General features: G+C 68.9%; 24 protein-coding genes, 1 tRNA gene and 1 other RNA gene. 9 read left to right on the forward strand and 17 right to left on the reverse strand.

The features are described 5' to 3' along the window. Positions 1–33: 33 nt before the first annotated feature. Genes AC1C2R_RS18840 through AC1C2R_RS18850 form a run of 3 tightly spaced genes read left to right on the forward strand, consistent with a single transcriptional unit; the run spans position 34 to position 2,026 of the window. Complete coding sequence (locus AC1C2R_RS18840) at positions 34–759, forward strand: biotin transporter BioY (RefSeq protein ID WP_495353565.1); 726 nt, start codon at positions 34–36, stop codon at positions 757–759. Then, complete coding sequence (locus AC1C2R_RS18845; protein WP_495380909.1) at positions 756–1,436, forward strand: energy-coupling factor ABC transporter ATP-binding protein; 681 nt, start codon at positions 756–758, stop codon at positions 1,434–1,436. Before AC1C2R_RS18840 ends, AC1C2R_RS18845 begins: the two co-directional genes overlap by 4 nt. Continuing rightward, positions 1,433–2,026, forward strand: a complete 594-nt coding sequence (locus AC1C2R_RS18850) for an energy-coupling factor transporter transmembrane component T family protein (protein ID WP_495380910.1) — start codon at positions 1,433–1,435, stop codon at positions 2,024–2,026. Before AC1C2R_RS18845 ends, AC1C2R_RS18850 begins: the two co-directional genes overlap by 4 nt. Positions 2,027–2,109: 83 nt before the next feature. Here the strand turns inward: AC1C2R_RS18850 and AC1C2R_RS18855 are convergent. Then, positions 2,110–2,182, reverse strand: a tRNA-Lys gene (locus AC1C2R_RS18855). A 140-nt stretch (positions 2,183–2,322) separates the two neighbouring features. Between AC1C2R_RS18855 and AC1C2R_RS18860 the strand changes: the two genes are divergently transcribed. The 3 genes from AC1C2R_RS18860 to AC1C2R_RS18870 all read left to right on the forward strand — a co-directional run bounded on the left by AC1C2R_RS18860 (position 2,323) and on the right by AC1C2R_RS18870 (position 4,754). Then, entirely contained in the window at positions 2,323–3,177 is an 855-nt protein-coding gene (locus tag AC1C2R_RS18860) for an inositol monophosphatase family protein (protein WP_495380911.1), read from the forward strand. A gap of 2 nt (positions 3,178–3,179) precedes the next feature. Further along, a complete protein-coding gene (locus AC1C2R_RS18865) occupies positions 3,180–4,103 on the forward strand; it encodes an LLM class F420-dependent oxidoreductase (RefSeq protein ID WP_495380912.1) in 924 nt (307 codons plus the stop codon). A 126-nt stretch (positions 4,104–4,229) separates the two neighbouring features. After that, positions 4,230–4,754, forward strand: coding sequence for a septum formation family protein (locus AC1C2R_RS18870; RefSeq protein ID WP_495353560.1), 525 nt, complete (start codon positions 4,230–4,232; stop codon positions 4,752–4,754). 72 nt (positions 4,755–4,826) lie between these two features. On the opposite strand, the gene AC1C2R_RS18875 is transcribed toward AC1C2R_RS18870, so the two are convergent. Next, positions 4,827–5,750 (reverse strand): DMT family transporter, encoded by a 924-nt coding sequence (locus tag AC1C2R_RS18875; RefSeq protein WP_495380913.1) that lies wholly within the window; start codon positions 5,748–5,750, stop codon positions 4,827–4,829. Positions 5,751–5,831: 81 nt separating this feature from the next. Between AC1C2R_RS18875 and AC1C2R_RS18880 the strand changes: the two genes are divergently transcribed. After that, a complete protein-coding gene (locus tag AC1C2R_RS18880; protein WP_495380914.1) occupies positions 5,832–6,743 on the forward strand; it encodes a LysR family transcriptional regulator in 912 nt (303 codons plus the stop codon). A gap of 56 nt (positions 6,744–6,799) precedes the next feature. On the opposite strand, the gene ssrA is transcribed toward AC1C2R_RS18880, so the two are convergent. Then, positions 6,800–7,171, reverse strand: a transfer-messenger RNA (tmRNA) gene (ssrA, locus tag AC1C2R_RS18885). 194 nt (positions 7,172–7,365) lie between these two features. On the opposite strand from ssrA, the gene AC1C2R_RS18890 reads away from it, so the two are divergent. Further along, positions 7,366–8,040, forward strand: a complete 675-nt coding sequence (locus tag AC1C2R_RS18890) for an SIMPL domain-containing protein (protein ID WP_495380915.1) — start codon at positions 7,366–7,368, stop codon at positions 8,038–8,040. 39 nt (positions 8,041–8,079) lie between these two features. Here AC1C2R_RS18890 and AC1C2R_RS18895 read toward each other — a convergent pair whose 3' ends face one another. The 5 genes from AC1C2R_RS18895 to prfB form a co-directional block, all read right to left on the reverse strand. Further along, entirely contained in the window at positions 8,080–8,817 is a 738-nt protein-coding gene (locus AC1C2R_RS18895) for a tyrosine-protein phosphatase (RefSeq protein ID WP_495353556.1), read from the reverse strand. 47 nt (positions 8,818–8,864) lie between these two features. Continuing rightward, positions 8,865–9,341 carry an SsrA-binding protein SmpB gene (gene smpB, locus AC1C2R_RS18900; RefSeq protein WP_495353555.1) on the reverse strand — a complete coding sequence of 159 codons (477 nt, stop codon included), beginning with the start codon at positions 9,339–9,341 and terminating at the stop codon, positions 8,865–8,867. A 118-nt stretch (positions 9,342–9,459) separates the two neighbouring features. Continuing rightward, entirely contained in the window at positions 9,460–10,371 is a 912-nt protein-coding gene (gene ftsX, locus AC1C2R_RS18905) for a permease-like cell division protein FtsX (protein ID WP_495353554.1), read from the reverse strand. After that, entirely contained in the window at positions 10,368–11,411 is a 1,044-nt protein-coding gene (gene ftsE, locus AC1C2R_RS18910; RefSeq protein ID WP_495380916.1) for a cell division ATP-binding protein FtsE, read from the reverse strand. The genes ftsX and ftsE overlap by 4 nt, the downstream gene beginning before the upstream one ends. 63 nt (positions 11,412–11,474) lie before the next feature. Next, positions 11,475–12,581, reverse strand: coding sequence for a peptide chain release factor 2 (prfB, locus tag AC1C2R_RS18915; RefSeq protein WP_495353552.1), 1,107 nt, complete (start codon positions 12,579–12,581; stop codon positions 11,475–11,477). 108 nt (positions 12,582–12,689) lie between these two features. On the opposite strand from prfB, the gene AC1C2R_RS18920 reads away from it, so the two are divergent. Continuing rightward, positions 12,690–13,988: an MFS transporter gene (locus tag AC1C2R_RS18920; RefSeq protein ID WP_495380917.1), complete on the forward strand. Its 1,299-nt coding sequence runs from the start codon at positions 12,690–12,692 to the stop codon at positions 13,986–13,988. 19 nt (positions 13,989–14,007) lie between these two features. Here the strand turns inward: AC1C2R_RS18920 and AC1C2R_RS18925 are convergent, their stop codons facing one another. The 9 genes from AC1C2R_RS18925 to AC1C2R_RS18965 all read right to left on the reverse strand — a co-directional run bounded on the left by AC1C2R_RS18925 (position 14,008) and on the right by AC1C2R_RS18965 (position 19,349). Continuing rightward, entirely contained in the window at positions 14,008–14,301 is a 294-nt protein-coding gene (locus AC1C2R_RS18925; protein ID WP_495353550.1) for a hypothetical protein, read from the reverse strand. 3 nt (positions 14,302–14,304) lie between these two features. Then, a complete protein-coding gene (locus AC1C2R_RS18930) occupies positions 14,305–14,703 on the reverse strand; it encodes a PPOX class F420-dependent oxidoreductase (protein WP_495353549.1) in 399 nt (132 codons plus the stop codon). Positions 14,704–14,762: 59 nt separating this feature from the next. After that, complete coding sequence (locus AC1C2R_RS18935) at positions 14,763–15,200, reverse strand: pilus assembly protein TadG-related protein (RefSeq protein WP_495380918.1); 438 nt, start codon at positions 15,198–15,200, stop codon at positions 14,763–14,765. Between the two features lie 8 nt (positions 15,201–15,208). After that, positions 15,209–15,676, reverse strand: a complete 468-nt coding sequence (locus AC1C2R_RS18940; protein ID WP_495353547.1) for a hypothetical protein — start codon at positions 15,674–15,676, stop codon at positions 15,209–15,211. Then, positions 15,651–16,076, reverse strand: a complete 426-nt coding sequence (locus AC1C2R_RS18945; protein ID WP_495381110.1) for a TadE/TadG family type IV pilus assembly protein — start codon at positions 16,074–16,076, stop codon at positions 15,651–15,653. The genes AC1C2R_RS18940 and AC1C2R_RS18945 overlap by 26 nt, the downstream gene beginning before the upstream one ends. Continuing rightward, the gene (locus AC1C2R_RS18950) at positions 16,076–16,243 is read right to left on the reverse strand and encodes a hypothetical protein (RefSeq protein ID WP_495353546.1); all 168 of its coding nucleotides are present in this window, start codon (positions 16,241–16,243) and stop codon (positions 16,076–16,078) included. Before AC1C2R_RS18950 ends, AC1C2R_RS18945 begins: the two co-directional genes overlap by 1 nt. Before the next feature lie 75 nt (positions 16,244–16,318). Next, the gene (locus tag AC1C2R_RS18955) at positions 16,319–17,272 is read right to left on the reverse strand and encodes a type II secretion system F family protein (protein WP_495353545.1); all 954 of its coding nucleotides are present in this window, start codon (positions 17,270–17,272) and stop codon (positions 16,319–16,321) included. After that, the gene (locus tag AC1C2R_RS18960; RefSeq protein ID WP_495353544.1) at positions 17,260–18,120 is read right to left on the reverse strand and encodes a type II secretion system F family protein; all 861 of its coding nucleotides are present in this window, start codon (positions 18,118–18,120) and stop codon (positions 17,260–17,262) included. Before AC1C2R_RS18960 ends, AC1C2R_RS18955 begins: the two co-directional genes overlap by 13 nt. Continuing rightward, on the reverse strand, positions 18,117–19,349 hold the full coding sequence (locus tag AC1C2R_RS18965) for a TadA family conjugal transfer-associated ATPase (protein WP_495380919.1): 1,233 nt from the start codon (positions 19,347–19,349) through the stop codon (positions 18,117–18,119). The genes AC1C2R_RS18960 and AC1C2R_RS18965 overlap by 4 nt, the downstream gene beginning before the upstream one ends. Positions 19,350–19,439 lie beyond the last annotated feature (90 nt).

Consider the following 19,439-nt stretch of genomic DNA (forward strand, 5'->3'; position numbering starts at 1 on the left):
GCAACCGCCCGCACGTCACGAGAGGGGAACCCGATGACCTCCGCCCACAGCACCACCCCGAGCGACACCGCCACGAACGATGCGGGCGCGCCCGCCCCGCGCCCGCGCCGCAGCACTGCACGCGACCTCGCGCAGATCGCGGTGTTCGCCGCGCTCATCGCCGCCCTCACACTGCCGGGCGCGATCCCCCTCGGCTTCGGTGTGCCGATCACCCTCCAGACCCTCGGCGTAATGCTCGCCGGCGCGATACTCGGCGCCCGCAACGGTACCCTCGCCGTCACCGTCTACGTCGTGCTCGGCCTCGCCGGCCTGCCGATCCTCGCCGGCGGTGCCGCCGGCCTCGGCACCCTCGCCGGCCCGACCGGCGGGTTCCTGATCGGCTTCATCCCCGGCGCGTTCGTCATCGGCTGGCTCGTCGAGCGCTTCGCGCCGAAGCTCCCGTTCTGGTCGCTGCTCGTCGCGAGCCTCGTCGGCGGCGTGCTCGTGGTCTACCTCGTCGGCATCCCGTGGTTCGCGGTCGTCACCGGCATGCCGGTGGGCGGCGCGATCGCGGCGATGTCCCCGTTCCTGATCGGCGACGTCGCGAAGGCCGTGGTCACGGCGATCGTCGCGGCCGGCGTGCACCGCGCCTGGCCCGGCCTGATCACCGCGCGGCGGTGGCCGTGGGCCCGCCGTGTCGCGGCTTCCGACCCCGCGGCATCCGACACCGTGGCATCCGTTGCCGAGGCCGAGGCCGCACCCGAGTCGCCCACCGCATGAGCGAGATCGTCTTCGACCACGTCACGCACCGCTACGACGGCGAGGCGGTGTTGAGCGACGTCTCGCTCCGCGTCACCGAGCGGCGCATCGGCGTGGTCGGGGCGAACGGCTCGGGCAAGTCGACGCTCGCCCGCCTGGTGAACGGACTCGTCACGCCGAGCGCCGGTCGGGTGAGCGTCGACGGACTCGATGTCGCACGCAACGGTCGCGAGGTGCGGCGCAGGGTGGGCTTCGTGTTCACGAACCCCGACAACCAGATCGTCATGCCCACGGTGCGCGAAGACGTCGCGTTCTCACTGCGGCGGCTTCGGTTGAGCGCAGCGGATGCCGCGGCCCGCGTCGACGGTGCGCTCGAACGGTTCGGACTGACCGAGCTCGCCGACCGCCCGGCGCACCGCCTCTCGGGCGGGCAGAAGCAATTGCTCGCCCTCGCCGCAGTGCTCGTGATGCGACCGGCGCTCGTCGTGGCCGACGAGCCGACGACGCTCCTCGATGCACGGAACGCAGCGCTCGTCGAACGTCACTTCGCCGAGCTCGATGAACAGCTCATCGTCGTCACCCACCGCCTCGAGGCGGTCGCCGAGTTCGACCGGGTGCTCGTCATCGAGCACGGCCGCATCGTCGCCGACGACGTGCCTGCGGTCGCCCTCGACGCGTATCGGGCGCTCATCTCATGATCGGCGCGTACTTCGCGGGCGACTCGCTGCTGCATCGCACGCCGGCGGGTGCAAAACTCGTGGGGCTCGCGGCATCCGTCATCGTGGTGGCCCTGCTCCCGGCGTCGTGGATGCTCCTCGCCGCTCTCCTCCTGGTCGTTGCCGGCTTCGCCGTCGCACGCGTCCCGGTGCGGCTCGCCGTGCGCCAGCTCGTGCCAGTGCTCTGGATCCTCGCGATCGCCGCGCCGCTGAACGCGCTCTTCTCCGGCTGGGAGTCGGCGCTCGTCATGTCGATGCGACTCGCGGCGTGCGTCGCCCTTGCGGCGCTCGTGACGCTGACGACGAAGGTCTCGGCGATCCTCGACGCCGTACAGCGTGGGCTCCGCCCCTTCGAGTCGCGCGTCGACGCCGACCGCGTCGGCATCGTGCTCGCGATGACGATCAGGGCGGTGCCGCTCATGGCCGAGATAGTGCGCGCGGTGCTCGAGGCTCGCAAGGCGCGCGGCGCCGAGGGATCGCTCCGCGCCGTTGCGGTGCCGGTCGTCGTACGGGCGCTGCAGACCGCCGATGCGATGGGCGAGGCCCTCGTCGCCCGCGGCTTCGACGACTGACTCTGCGTCGCCTGAAAGTGAAACCATGCGCCGCTTGAAAGTGAAAAAGCCCCGAACCCGGCGAGAGGTTCGAGGCTTGATCGTGCACCCCCTGGGACTTGAACCCAGAACCCACTGATTAAGAGTCAGTTGCTCTGCCGATTGAGCTAGAGGTGCATGCTTTCGCATTCGTAGTTCGGACTTTTCAGTAACTCGAACCGAGGAATCACGTTATCAGGAGAACCCGCGGTTGCGCCAATCGGGGCCGGAATCGGCGCGCCGCAGTCTCGGCATGGCAAGCCGGTAGCCTGAACGACGTGACAGATGCCGACGCCAACGACCTCACCACCGACCTTGCATTCGCCCTCGAACTCGCCGAACTGGCCGATGCCGTCTCTCTCGCGGGATTCCGCGCGATCGACCTCGACGTGCAGACGAAGCCCGACCGCTCCCCCGTCACCGAGGCCGACCTCGCCGTCGAACGCGCGATTCGCGATCGCATCTCCGAGGCCCGCCCTGGCGATGGCATCCTCGGCGAGGAGTTCGGCACTGAGGGCGAGAGCACCCGGCAGTGGATCATCGACCCGATCGACGGCACCGCCAATTTCCTGCGCGGCGTGCCGGTATGGGGCACGCTCATCGCGCTGGCCGTCGATGGCGTACCGGTCGTCGGCGTCGCCTCCTCGCCCGCCATGGGCCGCCGCTGGTGGGCCGCGACGGGTCTGGGCGCATGGACGACGGGTTCGGCCGCCGAGGCCGGTGCGAGCGAGCACGGCACGGATGCCGCGTCCGGCCCCTTCCCCGGTGCCAGGCGCCTTCGGGTCTCCGGTGTCGAGACGCTCTCCGACGCCGTCTTGAGCTTCCAGAGCATCGCGCAGTGGCGCAACGCGGGCTACCTCGACCGGCTCCTCTCGCTCGCCGAACGCGTCTGGCGCGACCGGGCCTACGGCGACCTCTGGTCGTACATGCTGCTCGCCGAAGGCCTCATCGACATCACAGGAGAGTTCGACGTGAAGCCGTACGACCTCGCCGCGCTCATTCCGATCGTCGAGGAGGCGGGAGGGCGGTTCACCTCGATCACGGGCGAACCCGGACCGTGGCACGGCAGCGCCCTGGCAACCAACGGCGTGCTGCACGACACGGTGCTCGCAGCGATCGACGGACAGGCGTAGCCATGAAACTCTGCATCTTCACCGAGCCGCAGCAGGGCGCGAGCTACGACGACCAGCTCGCGCAAGCCAGTGCGGCCGAGCGACTCGGCTTCGACGGCTGGTTCCGCTCCGACCACTACCTCGCGATGGGCGAGGGCGATCCCCTGCCCGGCCCCACCGACGCCTGGGTCACCCTCGCCGGCCTGGCGCGTGAGACCAGCCGCATCCGGCTCGGCACGCTCGTCTCTTCGGCGACCTTCCGGCATCCGTCGGTGCTGGCGATCCAGGTCGCACAGGTCGACGCCATGTCGGGCGGCCGGGTCGAGCTCGGACTCGGCACGGGATGGTTCGCCGAGGAGCACGAGGCCTACGGCATCCCGTTCCCGCCGAAGCGCTTCGGCATCCTCGAAGAGCAGCTCGAGGTCGTGACGGGACTCTGGTCGACGCCGGTCGGCGAGCACTACGACTTCGCGGGCGAGCACTACCGCCTCGCTCACTCGCCCGCGCTGCCGAAACCCGCCCAGACGCCGCTGCCGATCATCGTCGGCGGCGCCGGGCCGCGGCGCACGCCGGCCATCGCCGCACGCTTCGCGAGCGAGTTCAACATCGGGTTCCGCGACGAGCGCATGATCGCCGAGACGTTCGACGGGGTGCGGCGAGCGTGCGAAGAGATCGGCCGCGACCCGGGTTCGATTCGCACCAGTGTCGCGCTGCCCGCCGTGGTCGCGACATCCGATGCCGAGTACCTGCGCCGCCTCGCCGCCATCGGTGCCGACCCCGACGACTTCGCGGAGGTCAACATCGCGGGCTCCCCGTCCGCGGCCGTGGAGAAATTGCTGCGACTGCGCGACCTCGGCGCCGACCGGGTGTACCTGCAGCTCGTCGACATGCGCGACCTCGAACACCTCGAGCTCATCGCCGCAGAGGTGGCGCCGCACGTGCGCTGAATCGGCAAGCGACGCGTTCCCGAGTCCCGCTATGCTGACAGCGAATCAACCGGATGAGGCGGGGCGCCGGTATCTGATGGCCCTCTCGCGATCATCGAACCCCACCCAACCGAGAGGCTCTACCCCGTGAACTCTGCCACGCGCCGCACGCTGACGCGCGCACTCGTCTCCCTCGCCGCCGTCGCGGTCGCGATCCCGCTGTCCGGATGCAGCATCGTTCGCGACCTCGTCGGCGGCTCTGCACCGCAACCCGAACGCGACGAGACCACGCAAGAGATCGTTGAAGAAGGCGACGCCGACGTCTTCGCCCTTCAGGTCGGCGACTGCATGAACGAAGTGACCGAAGAGCTCGTCTCCGAGGTGCCCGTCGTTCCGTGCGACCAGCCGCACGACGAAGAGGTGTACTTCGACCTCACCCTCGAGGGCGAGGAGTACCCCGGCGACGACGTCGTGGAGACGCAGTCCGACGAGGCCTGCCTCGCGCAGTTCGAGCCCTTCGTCGGCCTCGGCTACGACACCTCGACGCTCGACATGTACGCGTACCGCCCGTCGCAAGAGAGCTGGGAGAGCCTCGACGACCGCGTCGTCTCGTGCGTGATCTACGACCCGGCCGGCCAGGTCACGGGAACCCTCGCGGGCACCGCACGCTGATCAGCTGAGCCACGGATGCCGCGTGGTGCGCCTTCGGGTGCGCCACGCGGCATTTCTCATGCCTGCCGGGTCTCATGCCGGCCGGGGCTTGCGGCGGCTCCACGCGACGCCGGCGAGGCACAGCACGCCGCCGATCATCCCGAGCAGGGTCGGCAGCTCACCGAGCAGCAGCCACGAGAGCACGACGACGATCGCGGGCACGGCAAGGGTGGCCGAGGCGGTCGCACCGGCGGAGCTGCGCTTGAGCACGTACGCCCAGAGCAGGAACGCGACGGCTGTCGGGAAGACCCCGAGGTACACGACCGCCAGCACGGCCGGCGTCGGCGCGTCGGAGAGCTCGCCGATGGTCTGCGGGAGGAATGGCAGCAGCGCCACGGCGCCGACCACGCAACCGATCCAGGTCGCGCTCAGCGCGTCGGCCTCTCGCAGGGCGACCTTCTGCACGAGTACCCCGGCGGCATAGAGCACTGCGGCGAGGATACCGAGCACGATGCCGAGCGGATCGCTGTGCGCACCGATGCCGCCCGTCGCGATGATCACGACACCGGTGAACGCGATGCCGATTCCGATCATGAGCGGGCGCGGGAACCCCTCCTTCAGCAGTGCGCCGGCGGCGAGCGCCACGAGGAGCGGCGCGATGTTCACGAGCATCGCGGCGGTGCCCGCGTCGAGGTGGCGCTCGGCGAGATTGAGCACGAGGGTGTAGCCCGCGAACCAGAGCAGACCGTAGACCGCGATGAGCACCAGTGCGCGGGGGCGAGGCAGCGGCGGGCGGCGCCAGATGGCGATCGCGACGAGCACGGTGGCACCGACGAGCTGTCGGCCGAGCGCGAGCGGTCCGGGCGAGATCGCATCCCCGACCCCTCGGATGGCGATGAATGCCGAGGCCCAGAGCACCAGCACGATGAGCATCGCGGTCAGCACCTTCCAGCCGATCGTGGCTGGTGGCACCGGTGATTGCGGCGCGTCGGGCGCGGTCGCTGAGGGGAGTCGCATCCGTCCAGCCTGACGTGCGAATCACCTCAGTACAAGCGAACGATTCTTCCTATTCGTTCAGTGACACTGTACGATCGCGGCATGGTAGACCCACATCGACTCCGCGTGTTCCGGGCAGTCGTGCAGACCGGCTCGATCAATCAGGCTGCGACGCGACTCGGTTACACCCCTTCGGCGGTCAGCCAGCACGTGAGCACGCTGCAGCGCGAGACCGGGCTGACGCTCATCGAGAAGCGCGGGCGCGGCATCGTGCCGACGTCGGCCGGCATCGCCGTCGCCGACCGTGCCGCTCGAGTGCTCGACCAACTCGCCGATTTCGACTCCATGGCCGACGATCTGCGCTCCGGCCGCAGCGGAACGCTGCGCATCAGTTGCTTCATGTCGTCGAACCGCGCCTGGATGCCGGCGATCGCCGCCACACTCTTGAGCGAATTCCCGACACTGCGGCTCGAGCTCAGCCTCGTCGAACTGCGCGGACAACACGCCGGTGAGCCCGACATCGAGTTGTACGTCGCCGAATCGGTTCGCGGCGACCGCGACCCGGCGGTCGCAGATGGCACAGCAGACGGCTACGAGATCGAAGAGCTTCGCACCGAGGGCTACGTCGTCGTCGTGCCGAACGGGCATCCGCTCACGAAGCAGCACTCGGCGACGCTGCGCGAGCTCGCCGACGAACCTTGGATCGACAATGACCACGCTCACGGACCATGCCGTGAGATCGCGCTGTCGGCCTGCGCCGCCCGCGGGTTCGCACCGCAGTTCCGCATCCAGGCCCCCGACTATGCGACCGCCTTCGACTACGTCGCCCACAACGTCGGCGTCACCGTGCTGCCTCGCCTCGGCGTGCTCGACCTACCCGACGGCGTCACCGTGCTGCCAGTCGACGATGTCGACGTGCAGCGGCGCATCATGTTGCGAGTGAAGCGCTCGATGCGAACGCACCCCGCGGTTCTGCGCATCACGGCGCTGCTGCGCGAGGCAGCACGCACCTGAGACACGGATGCATGATGCAGCGCTGAACTGCTCCGACAATGTGCGACAACGGCCGATGGTGGAGATGGGGGGAATTGAACCCCCGTCCATCGCTGTGATTCCACGCCTTCTCCGGGCGCAGCCTGTGCAAGCGTTCTGCTCGGCCCCGACCTTTGCCACAGGCGCCTAGGTCGACGAGCCCAGCCTGAGTAAAGTCCCGCGTGTCGCTCAGGCGACCACACGCAGCAAGTTCCCTTGATGACGCCAGCTACCGGGGCGGGAACAGACCCGCGGGCTGACGGACTATCGAGCTCGCTTAAGCAGCGAGGGCGAAGTCAGTGCGCTTTGAATTGGCACTTATTGTTTTCCAGAGATCGTTTACGAGATAACCCTGGATCCTCGGCCCGCTTCTCGTGGGTTCGCAGACGATGTCGAAACCGATCATCCCCATGAATCGCCGTGACTGCTCGCTCAGTCGGAACTGAGACTGCAGTCTGGCGGGCCGTTGTCGCACACTGTGGAATTTTCAATGGGCAGAGCCCAACCCGGGCGCCGATCTTTGAATCGGTGAGTGCCCGGCCTTACAGTCTAGAACAGGCGCGGCCGCTCCGCCATTCCCGAGCGGATGATTCTGGAGGTCCATGTGGCTACCGTCATCGCCGTGCGCGGCAACGCCGAAGAGCGCGTCGCACCCGAGCTCGGCGCGGTGTCGCTGACGGTCGGCGCGTCGGGCGCCGAGCGCGACTCCACATTGGCGCGCACCGCCGAGGCACGCGAAGCACTCATCGCCGCGGTGCGCGGGCTCGAGGCATCCGGCGCCCTCGACACGTGGTCGGCGGGGCAACTGCGGATCTCGTCACACCGTCCGTGGAACAGTGAGGGCAAGCAACTGCCGGTCGTGCATCAGGCGAGCGCCGAGGTCGAGGTCGTCTTCACCGATCTCGACAAGCTCGGCGAATGGGTCAGCGCCGTCTCCGTCAACGGCCGGGTCTCCGTTGGCGGTATCGAGTGGCGACTGACGGATGCCACCCGCAAGCGCACCCAGGAGCTCGCACAGCGCGGCGCCGTCGCCGACGCCGTCGCGAAAGCGACCGTCTATGCCGCTGCGCTCGGACTCGGCGTTCCCGCACCCGTCGAACTCGCCGACACGGGCTTGCTCACCGCACAGCCGGTCGTGCCTGCTGCAGGCGCTGAGCGGATGTACGTGATGCACGATGCAACGGTCGACTCGTCGGGCGGCGGCCCATCGCAGTTCACGCCGGCGCAACTCGTGATCGCGGCATCCGTCGACGCCAGGTTCGCGGCCGCGCCCGCCTGAGGCGAGCCGGATCGGCTGACGTCGAGAAGCCCGCCGAGCTCAGCTCGGGTCGATCAGCAGCGTCTCGAGCGCGGAGAGTTCGGAAAGCGCCAGCCCGGCGGCGAGCAGGTACTCGCGCACGGAGCCGTGTTCACGTTCGATGGTCTCGATGACGCCGTCGATCGCGTCACGCGGGCTGCCGCCCATGAGCGTGCGCAGCTCGGGGCTGTCGGGCACGCCGTAACGCACGACGAGGCCCACCATCTCTTCGAGCCACTCCCCCGCGAGGTTCGCCTCGGTCGAGGCGTAATCGGCGACGACGGACTCACGATCGACACCGACCGCGAGCAGCGCGAGGGCGATGACGACGCCGGTGCGGTCTTTGCCCGCCGTGCAGTGCACCACCACGGCGCGGTCACCGGCCGTCGAGATCTCGCGCAGTGCGGCGACGACGACCGACGCGTGCTGGGTGACGATGCGCTCGTACAGTGCGTCGAGCGAGATGCCCGCGGCACCCTGTGACGCACCGGACCCCTCGAACACCGGCAGCCGCAGCACCTCGACGTCGAGGTCGCCCAGATCGTCGGGCATGACCCGGGACTCGTTCTCGTCGCGCAGGTCGATGACGATACCGACCCCGAGGTCGCGGAACTTCGCTTGCCCTGCCTCCCCCAATCTGTGCAGGCCGTCGGAGCGGTAGAGCACGCCCGCGCGTACCGTTCCGGTCAGTGCCGGCAGCCCGCCGACGTCACGGAAGTTGTACGTTCCGGGCACAGGGATGCGGGTCGAGGTCTCCATCGCGACGAGCCTACATCGCACGTCGCTTCGACAGGCTCAGGGAACGATCAGTCGCCGAGGTTGCGCCGGCTCGCCATGGCCCGGTCGGCCTCGCGCTTGTCTTGACGCTCGCGCAGTGCCTGCCGCTTGTCGAACTCCCGCTTGCCCTTCGCAACCGCGATCTCGACTTTCGCGCGACCGTTCGAGAAGTAGATCCGCAACGGCACCAGCGTGTAGCCGCCTTGGCTCGTGCGGTGGCTGATCTTCACGATCTCCTGCTTGTGCAGCAGCAGCTTGCGCTTGCGCCGCGGAGCGTGGTTGTTCCAGGTGCCCTCGGTGTACTCGGGAATGTGCACCGCGTCGAGCCACATCTCGCCGCCTTCGAGGAACGCGTAGCCGTCGACGAGCGACGCCCGACCCTCGCGCAGCGACTTCACCTCGGTGCCGGTCAGCACGATGCCGGCCTCGTAGGTGTCCTCGATCGTATAGTCGTGGCGCGCCTTGCGGTTGGTCGCCACGACCTTCTGACCGGTCTCCCTGGGCACGAGCGGCTCCTTGCCTCGAAACGGATGCCCCGGGGCATCCGGAGCAGCCGTTCAGTCTAACGGATGCCGCGGCATCCGTTTCGCCGGACTCGGAAGCTGCGAACTCAGTAGCTGCGAACTAGACCTTCAGATACCTCGTGATCGCGATGCCAGCCGACGCGGCCGCGAGCAGCACCCCCACGAGGATGAGCAACGGCACCACGATGAGCGCATCGCCGAGGTCGACGAAGGTGAACGACAGGTTGTCGGCGAGGTAGCCCTGCACGAAGAAGTACACGATCGCGACCACCGCCCCACCCGCGAGCACGGAGCCGATGAGCCCCGCGAACACGCCCTCGAGTATGAACGGGGTCTGGATGAACCGATTCGACGCACCCACCAGCCTCATGATGCCGAGCTCTCGCCGGCGCGAGAACGCCGAGAGCCGGATGGTCGTGGCGATGAGCAGGGCCGCAGCGACGAGCATGATCGCCGCGATCGCGATCGCCGTGTAGCTCGCGGCGTTCAAGACGTCGAAGATCTGATCGAGATACCGGCGCTGGTCGACCACCCCCTCGACGCCGGCCATGCCCGCAAGACTCTCGACGAGCACGGCAGCCTGCGATGGATCGACGAGGTTCACCCAGAACGTCTCGTTCAGCACCTCGGGCGTCACGTAGTCGGCCGCCGGGGTGCCCTTGAACTGCTCCTGGAAGTTCTCGAAGGCCTGCTCGTGATCTTCGAAGTAGAACTCGTCGATGAAAGGCATCAGCGTGTCGGAACCCAGTTGCTCCTCGATCGCGGCCTTCTGCTCTTCAGTCGCTTCGCCGTCGGTGCAGCCGGCTGTGGTCGACACGCCCGTGCAGAGGTACACGGCGACCTGGGCTCGGTCGTACCAGTAGTTCTTCATCTGGCCGATCTGCAGCTGCAGCAGCGCCGCGGTGCCGACGAAGGTCAGCGAGATGAACGTCACGAGCACGACGGAGACCACCATCGAGGCGTTCCGGCGAAGGCCGTTCGCCGCCTCGGAGAGCACGAGACCGATCCTCATTTCGTCGGCCCCACTTCCTGGTCGTCGTCGCCTTCCCGGGGGCCTCCCGGGGCGCGCAGTCCCAGCCGCTCAGCGAGAGTCAGATGTTCGGATGCCGCGCTTCCGGCCCTCTTCGCCTTCGCTGCGTCACTCGAGCCGGCCCCCTCGCCGGCCACGGGCACGGCGGCAGTCGCTGCGGCGGTGATCGCCGCCGCGGCATCCGTCACCTCGTCGCGCTCTTCGGGCTCGACGTAGAGCGGCTGCGCTTCGCGCATCACCTCGGTCGTGACTTTCGGTGCTGCACTCGTGATCGGCTCGCCGGTCGGCTGGGCAACGGGACCGGTGCCGTCGCCGGCATCCGCGCCGGACTCGCGGAGCGACGCTCCGTAGCCGGCGCTGCGCTCGTCGCGCACGATGTCGCCGGCGGAGAGCTCGATCACCCGGCGCTGCATCTGGTCGACGATGCCGGCCTCATGCGTGGCCATGACGACGGTCGTGCCACTCGAGTTGATGCGTTCGAGCAAAGTCATGATGCCGGCGCTCGTCACGGGGTCGAGGTTTCCGGTCGGCTCGTCGGCCAACAGGATCTGCGGGTTGTTCACGATGGCGCGAGCGATGGCGACCCGCTGCTGCTCACCGCCGGAGAGCTCGTGGGGCATGCGCTTGCCCTTGCCGTCGAGGCCGACGAGCTTCAGCGTCTCGGGCACGGCCGACTGCACGAAGCCGCGCGACTTGCCGATGACCCGAAGGGTGAACGCGACGTTCTCGTAGACCGACTTGTTCGGCAACAGCCGGAAGTCCTGGAAGACGACGCCGAGATCACGCCGGAAGTAGGGCACCTTGCGGCTCGAGATCGAGCCCAGGTCTTGCCCGAGCACATGGATCGCGCCCTTCGAGGGCTTCTCCTCTTTCAGGATCAGCCGGAGGAAACTCGACTTGCCGGAGCCCGAGGCGCCGACGAGGAAGACGAACTCACCGCGGAGGATCTCAACCCCGATGTCGTTCAGGGCGGGCCTCGCCTGGCCGGAGTAGGTCTTGGTGACGGAATCGAAGCGGATCATCGCCATCGAGCCTAAGCAGGGACGGGGTGAATCGGCGCAACGACTCGCACGTTCAGCGGGTGTTTACTCGGCGGGGCGCTTGCGCCACTTGATACCGGCCGCGATGAAGCCGTCGAGGTCGCCGTCGAAGACGTGGCTCGGGTTGCCGACCTCGTAGTCGGTGCGCAGGTCTTTGACCATCTGGTACGGCGCGAGCACGTACGAACGCATCTGGTCGCCCCAGCTCGCGGTGATGTTGCCCGCAAGTTCTTTCTTCTGCGCGGCCTCCTGCTCTTTCTGCAGCAGGAGCAGTCGCGACTGCAGCACCCGCATGGCGGCGGCGCGGTTCTGGATCTGCGACTTCTCGTTCTGCATCGACACGACCGTGCCGGTCGGCAGGTGGGTGATGCGCACCGCGGAGTCGGTCGTGTTGACCGACTGGCCACCAGGCCCGCTCGAGCGGAACACGTCGACGCGGATGTCGTTCTCGGGGATCTCGACCGCCTGCGCCTCTTCCATGAGCGGGATGACCTCGACGGCGGCGAATGACGTCTGGCGTTTGCCTGCTGCACCGAACGGGCTCATGCGCACGAGGCGGTGGGTGCCGGCCTCGACACTCAGGGTGCCGAACGCGTAGGGCGCGTCGATCTCGAAGGTCGCCGACTTGATGCCGGCCTCTTCTGCGTAGCTCGTGTCCATCACGGTGGCCTTGTAGCCGTGCTGCTCGGCCCAGCGCAGGTACATGCGCATGAGCATCTCGGCGAAGTCGGCGGCATCGACGCCGCCGGCGCCGGCACGGATGGTGATGACCGCGGGGCGGTCGTCCCACTCGCCGTCGAGCAGAGTCTGCACCTCGAGGTCGCCGATGGCCTTCTGCAGCGACTCGAGTTCGGCGCGCGCCTCTGCAGCGCTCTCTTCGTCGCCCATCTCGTTGGCCAACTCGACGAGCACCTCGAGGTCGTCGAGCCGTGAATCGATGCTCTTCACCCGGGCGAGCTCGGTCTGACGGTGGCTGAGCTCACTCGTCACCTTCTGGGCGTTCTCGGTGTCGTCCCAGAGATCGGGAGCGCCGGCCTGCTCAGAGAGCCGCTCGATCTCCGACTCGAGGCCGTCGACGTCGACGACGGAACGGATGTCGCGGAAGGTGGATCGCAGCGCGGCGATCTCCTGTGTGAGGTCAAGATCCAACATGGCCTCCCAGCCTACGCGAGTCGCCCTTCCCGCGACTGACGCGGCATCCGCCCCCTCCCCGAAGGCGACGGCACCGGGCGGTGGCGGCACGGGTGTAGCGTCGAATCGATGACCGATTCCACGCCCCGATTCTCGTGGCGCTCGATCATCCTCCCGGTTTACCTGCCGACGCTCGTCTTCTCGCTCGGCGAGGGCGCGATGATCCCGATCATCCCGCTCGTGGCGACCGAACGTGGCGCGACCCTCGCGCTCGCGGGCCTCATCGCGGCGATGCTCATGGTCGGCGAGCTGGCCGGCGATCTGCCCGCCGGCTGGCTCGTGGCGCGCATCGGCGAGCGCAACGCGATGATCGGTGCGGCGCTGCTGGCCGTCATCGGGGTGCTCATCGCGCTCGTCTCCCCGACCGTCGCGGCGCTCGGCATCGGCGTGTTCCTGCTGGGGCTTGCGACCTCGGTGTTCGGGCTCGCCCGACATGCGTTCCTCACGAGCTACGTGCCGGTGCGCATCCGCGCGCGTGCGCTCTCGACGCTCGGCGGAGTGTTCCGCGCAGGCTGGGCGGTCGGCCCGTTCGTCGCGGCGGCCATCATCGCGGCGACGGGCTCGAGCGAGACCGTCTTCTGGGTGCTCGTCGCCGCATGTTTCGCGGTGATCGGTGTGCTCGTGCTGCTGCCCGACCCGGAGCGGGTCTTCGGTGCGGCGAGGCTCGCACGTGCGGCATCCGCTGACGTGCTCGAGACCGCGACGGATGCCGCGGGCCGGCCGCGCACGGCCGGTGAGGCCGAGGCTGCGGCAGAGTCTTCGCCGAGCGTGTTCCGCGCGATCCGCGAGAACCGAGGCGTGCTCGCGCGCATCGGCACGGGCGTGGGCCTGCTCTCCGCGATCCGCGCGAGCCGCACGGTGGTGCTCCCCTTGTGGTCGGTCTCGATCGGCATGCCGGCCGAGCAGGCCGCGCTCGTGATCGGCATCTCGGGCACCATCGACTTCGCATTGTTCTACGTGAGCGGCCAGATCATGGACCGTTTCGGCCGGCTCTGGAGCGCGATCCCCGGCCTGCTCGGCATGGCCGTCGGCCACATCGCGCTCGCGTTCACGCACGACCTGCCCGACAACGTCCTGTGGTTCGCGATCATCGCCGCCTGGCTCGGCCTCGCGAACGGGGTCACGAGCGGCATCATCATGACGCTCGGCGCCGACCTCGCGCCGAAGCAGAACCCGGCGCCGTTCCTCGGCGCGTTCCGAATGATCGGCGACACCGGCGGGGCCGGGGCTCCGCTCATGATCGCGGCAGTGACCTCTCTCGGCTCGATCATGGCCGCGAACGTCGTGGTCGGGGCGCTCGGCCTCGTCGGCGCCGCGCTGCTCTGGCGCTGGATTCCCCGGTACGTGCCCCACCGGCGACGGCGCTGACGCAGCGTTCGAGCTGGTTTCAGCCCGTCGTCGTGAGTGACAGCACGACGAGAATGACCTGCGAGACGAACACGAAGCCTCCGACGGCGACGGCGCCGATCCAGAGCCATCCGGCGACGAGTGTCGGATCGCTCTTCACCTCACGCCGCGCACGCAGCCCGAGCACGACGGCGAGCCCCGACAGCGGCAGCGAGGCGATCGCGGGCGTGAAGAGCGCGGCCACGACGATCGCGACGGCGGCGATCGCCGTCCACGCGTAGCGTCGCCCGTCAGCTCGCGCTGTCGGGCCCCGATCCGAATTGCCGTCGCTCATGGCTCAGCGTCCGTTGACCTTCTCGATCTGCATCACGAGGATGACCCGGTCGGCCTTGTCGGCGGGTGCCTGCTGCTCGGCGTTGCCGTAACGCTGGCCGAGGTGAACGTAGAACGCGCCTTCCGGGTCGGGGATGACCTCGGCGAGGGTGCCGCGCAGCTCGACGTACTTCTGCGGATTCTCGGGGTCGGTCATCTCGAGGGTCATGCGGGGGTTCGCCTGCAGGTTGCGGAACTTCGCGCGCTTCGTCGTGTGCGTGAACCGGATCGTCTGCGTTTCGGCGTCGAACTCGAACCACATGGGGTTGATCTGCACTTCGCCATTGGGGCGCACGGTGCCGAGGTGGGCGAACACCGGCGCGGTGAGGATGCGAGTGAAGTGGTCTGAGATCTCAAGGGTCATGTTCCCAGTCAATCGCACGGTGAGCCGTCAATGGAACGAGCCGTGAGTTGAATGCTCCGTCAATGGAACACGGAACGTGCCGTCGCCGTCACTTCGATCGGCACCGACAGCGGCACCAGTTCTGTGTGGATGGGCGCGTACCAGACGGCCCGCATCGTGATCGTCGCGCTCTGCCCGTCGTCGGATGCCGCGCGCACGAGTTCGACGTCGTGCAAGCCGTGCACCGCGTCGGCGAGGTAGCCGTCGGCGACCTGCTGCACCTCGACATCGTCGAGGCTGAGCGAGAGGTGGTCGCCCTCGACGTGCACGGTGTCGAGGCTCCACGCCTCGGCTGCGGAGAGCGCCGCACCGTCGGCGAGGGTGAACAGGCGTTTTCGCTCGAGGTAGAGCGAGGTCGCCGAGACGACGACGAGCACGAGCGAGAGGCCGAGGAAGCAGTAGAAGATCGTGAGCAGCAGGGTCGATCCCTGTTCGCCCCGATCGAGACGCGCCCGCACCCACCGCATCATGGGCCGGTACCGCCTGTCGTCGTGGCCGCCGCGAAGCGCGACACGGTCTGAGTTGCGCTCGCCTCGAGGGGCACGCTCGTCGCTCGGTCGAGCGACAGGAACGCGGGCACGAGCGGCAGCGCGACGGTGGCCGTGACGGAGACCCGGACTCGCTCGCCCGGGGCGAGGCAATCGCCCGAGGGCGAACATGAGACGGTGACGGATGCCGCGTCGGCATCGACCCCGTAGTCGTCGAGCGTCACCCGCACGGCGCGTTCCACCGCGGCATCCGCTGCCCCTGCATCGATCGCTTGCACGGCGACGCGCGCCGCCTGCCTCGCCGCGCCCTCGACAGCGAGCGCACCGCCCTGAATCGCCGCGACGGCGAGCACGAGGTAGACGAGCGGCACGAGCAGGATGATGCCGACCGTGAGGAACTCGAGCGACGCCGAACCAGACTCATTCGAGAACTTCGAGCGCAGCATGCCCCGTCACCTCCAGCGCTCGGTCGACGCCGAGTAGTCCCACGACGGGCAGCGGGGCGCGCACCGTCACCGACACGATGGCAACGCCGCCGGCGGTCGTGATGCCCGCCTCGATGTCGTTCGCGTAGTCGGTCGAGACGGCCGCACCGATCAGTTCGCGCGTGCGGGCGATGCCGGCACCCTCGCTCGACCCGGCGAGCGCGGCATATCTGGCTCCCTCGGCGGCGGCGTCGAGCACGGTGTTCCGCACGTGCAGGGCCAGCGCCAGCTGCACCACGGCGAGCGCGAGCACCGTGAGCAGAATGCCCACGAGCGTGAACTCGGCGACGGCTGAGCCACGCTCCTGCCTCGCGAGTCGCCGCGCGAACCTCCGGAGCCGGGCGGGAAGCGCCCGGTTGATCAGACGCCGAGCACCCGGCTGATCGCCTGGTCGAAGACGCCCGACAGCGCCGGCCCGGCGAGCCCCCAGATGACGATGACCAGCCCGGCCGTCATGAGCGTGATGAGCACCCAGCCGGGCACGTCGCCGCGTTCGTCGCGGATCCGTTGCTCGATCCACCTGCGCATGGGGTTTCCTTTCGTCGGTGCACCTGACTTCTGCGCACGGGGTTGAACGGTCGTCGTCATCGATGCTGCGGTTCATCAGAATCCCGTCTGCAGCACGAGGTAGCCCGGGAACAGCGCGTACGCGACTGTGACGGGCAGAATCAAGAAGATCAGGGGCACGAGCATCGCGACCTCTTTACGCCCCGCGAGCTCGATGATCGTGCGTTTGGCTTCCTCACGGGCATCGCCGGCTTGCGATCGGAGCACGGCCGCGAGCGGGGCGCCTCGATCGAGCGCACCGAGCACCTGGTCGAGGGCGCGTGAGAGCGCCGGATGCTCCAGGTCGTCACGAAGTTGCGTCAGCGCCTGGCCGAGCGGCACCCCGGTGCCGACGGATGCCACGACTCCGGCGAACTCTCGTGGCAGTTCACCCGACCGAGAGCCGACGCTCGCGAGACGACGGATCGCATCGAGCATGCCTTCGCCCGCGGTGAGGCTGAGGGTCAGGAACTCGAGCACCGTCGGCAGCTCGGCCGAGATTCGGGCGAGGCGCCGGCGGGCGGCGCGCTGCAGCACCCAGTCGCGTGCGATCGCACCGAGCGCCGCCGCGAGGAACGGCATGGCGATGCGAACGACCGCGGGAAGCGATCCGAACGCCGGCGAGAGGAGGGCGAGCGCGGAGGCCAGGGCGAATGCGCCGGCACTCCACGCCAGTTGCTCGCCCCGGAACCGCTCGACCGTCGCCGTCGACCCCGCCTGCCGGAGGCGTCGCGCGATCGTGTCGGCTCCGCCGAGCCACTCCGAGACGAGAGTGCGCAGCGCGCGAGCGGCGGGGCTTATGAGGAACCCCAGCACCGGCGTCGGGTCGGCCGGCCGTCTCGCGAGCAATGCCCGCGCCTCGGCCGAGATGTCGGCGACATACGGAGCGACACGATCGACCAGCTTCGGGCGGCCGACACGCGGCACCGCCGAGACGACGAGCCAGAGCCCGAGGCCGAGCACTGCGCCGAAGACGAGCGCGAGCGCAGAGGCGCCGTTCAGTGGAACCATCTGCGCTCCTCTGGCAGTCGGCCGAGGGCGACCATCGCTTGGTAGGCCACGATGGTCACGACCACTCCGGCGATGATCAGGGCGGTGCCCGCGGCGGAGTCGTAGGCGACGATCGTCTCGGGTCGCGAGGCGAGCACCAGGAGCAGCAACCACGGCGCTGCGACGCCGAGGCGGGCCGCGTTGCGGATCCAGGACTGCCTGGCGACGACCTCGCCGCGAAGCGCCGCGTCTTCGCGGAGGTACCCTGCGAGTCCGCGGAGCACGGCCGTCACGTCACTGCCGCCGACCTCACGGGCCATCCGGAGGGTTTCGAAGATGCGGTCGGCGACGGGGTCGGCCAGCGAAGCCTTCAGGCGGTCGAGGCACGCTCCGAAGTTGCCCGTACGTCGGTATTCGTCATCGAAGGCCGCGAACGCCGCACGGGTGGGTGCCGGGCCGAGGTCGGCGAGTGCCCCAAGACTGTCGGGCAACGACATGCCGGCTCGCACCGACGCCACGAGGTGGTCGACGACATCGGGCCACACCGCGCGATTGGTCGCCCGCCGGCGTGCGGCTCGTGCGCGCACGAGCAGCGGGACGATGGCCGCGCCCAGCAGCGTCGCGACCATAGTGAGCACGGGCACCATGAAGACCGCCTGCGCGATCGCGCCGCCTACGACTGCGAGCACGGCAGCGACGACCACGATGACGGCGACCGGCACGCCGCCGAGCCCGGCGAGGGCGAGCTCGTCGCGGATCCTCCCGCCGTCGCCGAGGCCCTTCGTTCGCGCGACCTTGGCCGGCCACATGAGCGGAGAGAAGGCCAACAACACGCCGAGACCCAACAGCGCCCCGAGCACGAGGCTCATCGGCGGGCCGCCGCGAGCACGATGTCGGGGTCGAGCCCGACGGCATGATACTTCTCGAGTCGCGCCGGCGTCGCACCCGTGGCGATGAGTTCACCGTCGCGCGAGACGAACACAGCATCGGCGTCGACGGATGCCCCGGTGCATCCGCCGGTCGGCGCGATGATCTCGGAGACCCGACGGTGACCGTCTCGGTCGATCGCGAGGTGCACGACGAGGTCGATGCAGCTGGCAACGGTCGGCACGACGAACGAGGAGTCGATGTTGCGGCCGGCGAGGAGCGGCAGCGTGCAGAGCTTCGCGAGCGCGTCGCGCGCGGAGTTGGCGTGGATGGTGCACATGCCCGGCAGGCCCGAGTTCAGCGCGATGAGCAGGTCGAGACTCTCGGCCTCGCGCACTTCGCCGACGATGAGCCGATCGGGCCGCATGCGCAGCGCTTCTTTGATGAGCCGGCGCAGCGTGATCTCGCCGGTGCCCTCGAGGCTCGGTTGACGGCACTGCAACGCCACGAGGTCGCGCACGTCGAGATCGAGCTCGAACGTCTCTTCAACGGTGACGACCCGGTCGCTCGCGCGCGCTCCGGACATGAGGGCGTTGAGCATGGTGGTCTTGCCCGTGTGCGTCGCACCCGACACGAGCATGTTCGCACCGGCGAGCACGCTCATACGGAGGAACTCGGAGGCGTGCGGCGTGACGGAACCGAGCTCGATGAGCTGTGCGAGCGAGCGGATGCGGCGCTGGAACTTGCGGATGTTGACGGCCCAGTGCGCCCTCGCGACATCGGGGATGGCGACGTGCAGCCGCGAGCCGTCGGGCAGCGAGGCATCGACGAAGGGCGACGAGAGGTCGACGCGGCGACCCGAGTGCTGCAGCATCCGTTCGACGAGCTCTCGCACCTCGCGATCGGAGAGCACGACGGTCGTCAGCTCTGACACGCCGTGGCGGGCGATGAACACCTTGGTGGGCGCGTTGATCCAGATCTCTTCGACCTCGGGATCGTCGAAGTAGGGCTGCAACTGCCCGTAGCCGGTGATCGAGGCGACCACGTCGCGAGCCGTGCCGTGCTCGTCGCCCAGCTGGGCATGCGCGCCGGCGAGCGCACGCTCGCTGTACCGCCGCACCTCTTCATGCGCGTAGCGCGCCGCGGCGGACTCGTCACGCGTGAGATCGACCCCGTCACGGAGCACCCGTGTGCGCACCCGGTCGGCGATGGTGCGCACGGCGTCGGTCATGGCATCCATCATGCGGTGTGTCGGATGCCTCGCCCCGAAGTTATCCACAGGCGCACCGCGATGGGGCGATCATCGCCTCGCGCCCGCTCG

The organism is Agromyces sp. Y182 (assembly GCF_059445385.1).

Coding starts and splice junctions, on each gene's coding strand:
- AC1C2R_RS18840 (WP_495353565.1), top strand. CDS start 34: ATGACCTCCGCCCACAGCACCACCCCGAGCGACACCGCCACGAACGAT.
- AC1C2R_RS18845 (WP_495380909.1), top strand. CDS start 756: ATGAGCGAGATCGTCTTCGACCACGTCACGCACCGCTACGACGGCGAG.
- AC1C2R_RS18850 (WP_495380910.1), top strand. CDS start 1,433: ATGATCGGCGCGTACTTCGCGGGCGACTCGCTGCTGCATCGCACGCCG.
- AC1C2R_RS18865 (WP_495380912.1), top strand. CDS start 3,180: ATGAAACTCTGCATCTTCACCGAGCCGCAGCAGGGCGCGAGCTACGAC.
- AC1C2R_RS18875 (WP_495380913.1), bottom strand. CDS start 5,750: ATGCGACTCCCCTCAGCGACCGCGCCCGACGCGCCGCAATCACCGGTG.
- AC1C2R_RS18880 (WP_495380914.1), top strand. CDS start 5,832: ATGGTAGACCCACATCGACTCCGCGTGTTCCGGGCAGTCGTGCAGACC.
- AC1C2R_RS18895 (WP_495353556.1), bottom strand. CDS start 8,817: ATGGAGACCTCGACCCGCATCCCTGTGCCCGGAACGTACAACTTCCGT.
- ftsX (WP_495353554.1), bottom strand. CDS start 10,371: ATGAGGATCGGTCTCGTGCTCTCCGAGGCGGCGAACGGCCTTCGCCGG.
- ftsE (WP_495380916.1), bottom strand. CDS start 11,411: ATGATCCGCTTCGATTCCGTCACCAAGACCTACTCCGGCCAGGCGAGG.
- prfB (WP_495353552.1), bottom strand. CDS start 12,581: ATGTTGGATCTTGACCTCACACAGGAGATCGCCGCGCTGCGATCCACC.
- AC1C2R_RS18920 (WP_495380917.1), top strand. CDS start 12,690: ATGACCGATTCCACGCCCCGATTCTCGTGGCGCTCGATCATCCTCCCG.
- AC1C2R_RS18925 (WP_495353550.1), bottom strand. CDS start 14,301: ATGAGCGACGGCAATTCGGATCGGGGCCCGACAGCGCGAGCTGACGGG.
- AC1C2R_RS18930 (WP_495353549.1), bottom strand. CDS start 14,703: ATGACCCTTGAGATCTCAGACCACTTCACTCGCATCCTCACCGCGCCG.
- AC1C2R_RS18940 (WP_495353547.1), bottom strand. CDS start 15,676: ATGCTGCGCTCGAAGTTCTCGAATGAGTCTGGTTCGGCGTCGCTCGAG.
- AC1C2R_RS18950 (WP_495353546.1), bottom strand. CDS start 16,243: ATGCGCAGGTGGATCGAGCAACGGATCCGCGACGAACGCGGCGACGTG.
- AC1C2R_RS18955 (WP_495353545.1), bottom strand. CDS start 17,272: ATGGTTCCACTGAACGGCGCCTCTGCGCTCGCGCTCGTCTTCGGCGCA.
- AC1C2R_RS18960 (WP_495353544.1), bottom strand. CDS start 18,120: ATGAGCCTCGTGCTCGGGGCGCTGTTGGGTCTCGGCGTGTTGTTGGCC.
- AC1C2R_RS18965 (WP_495380919.1), bottom strand. CDS start 19,349: ATGACCGACGCCGTGCGCACCATCGCCGACCGGGTGCGCACACGGGTG.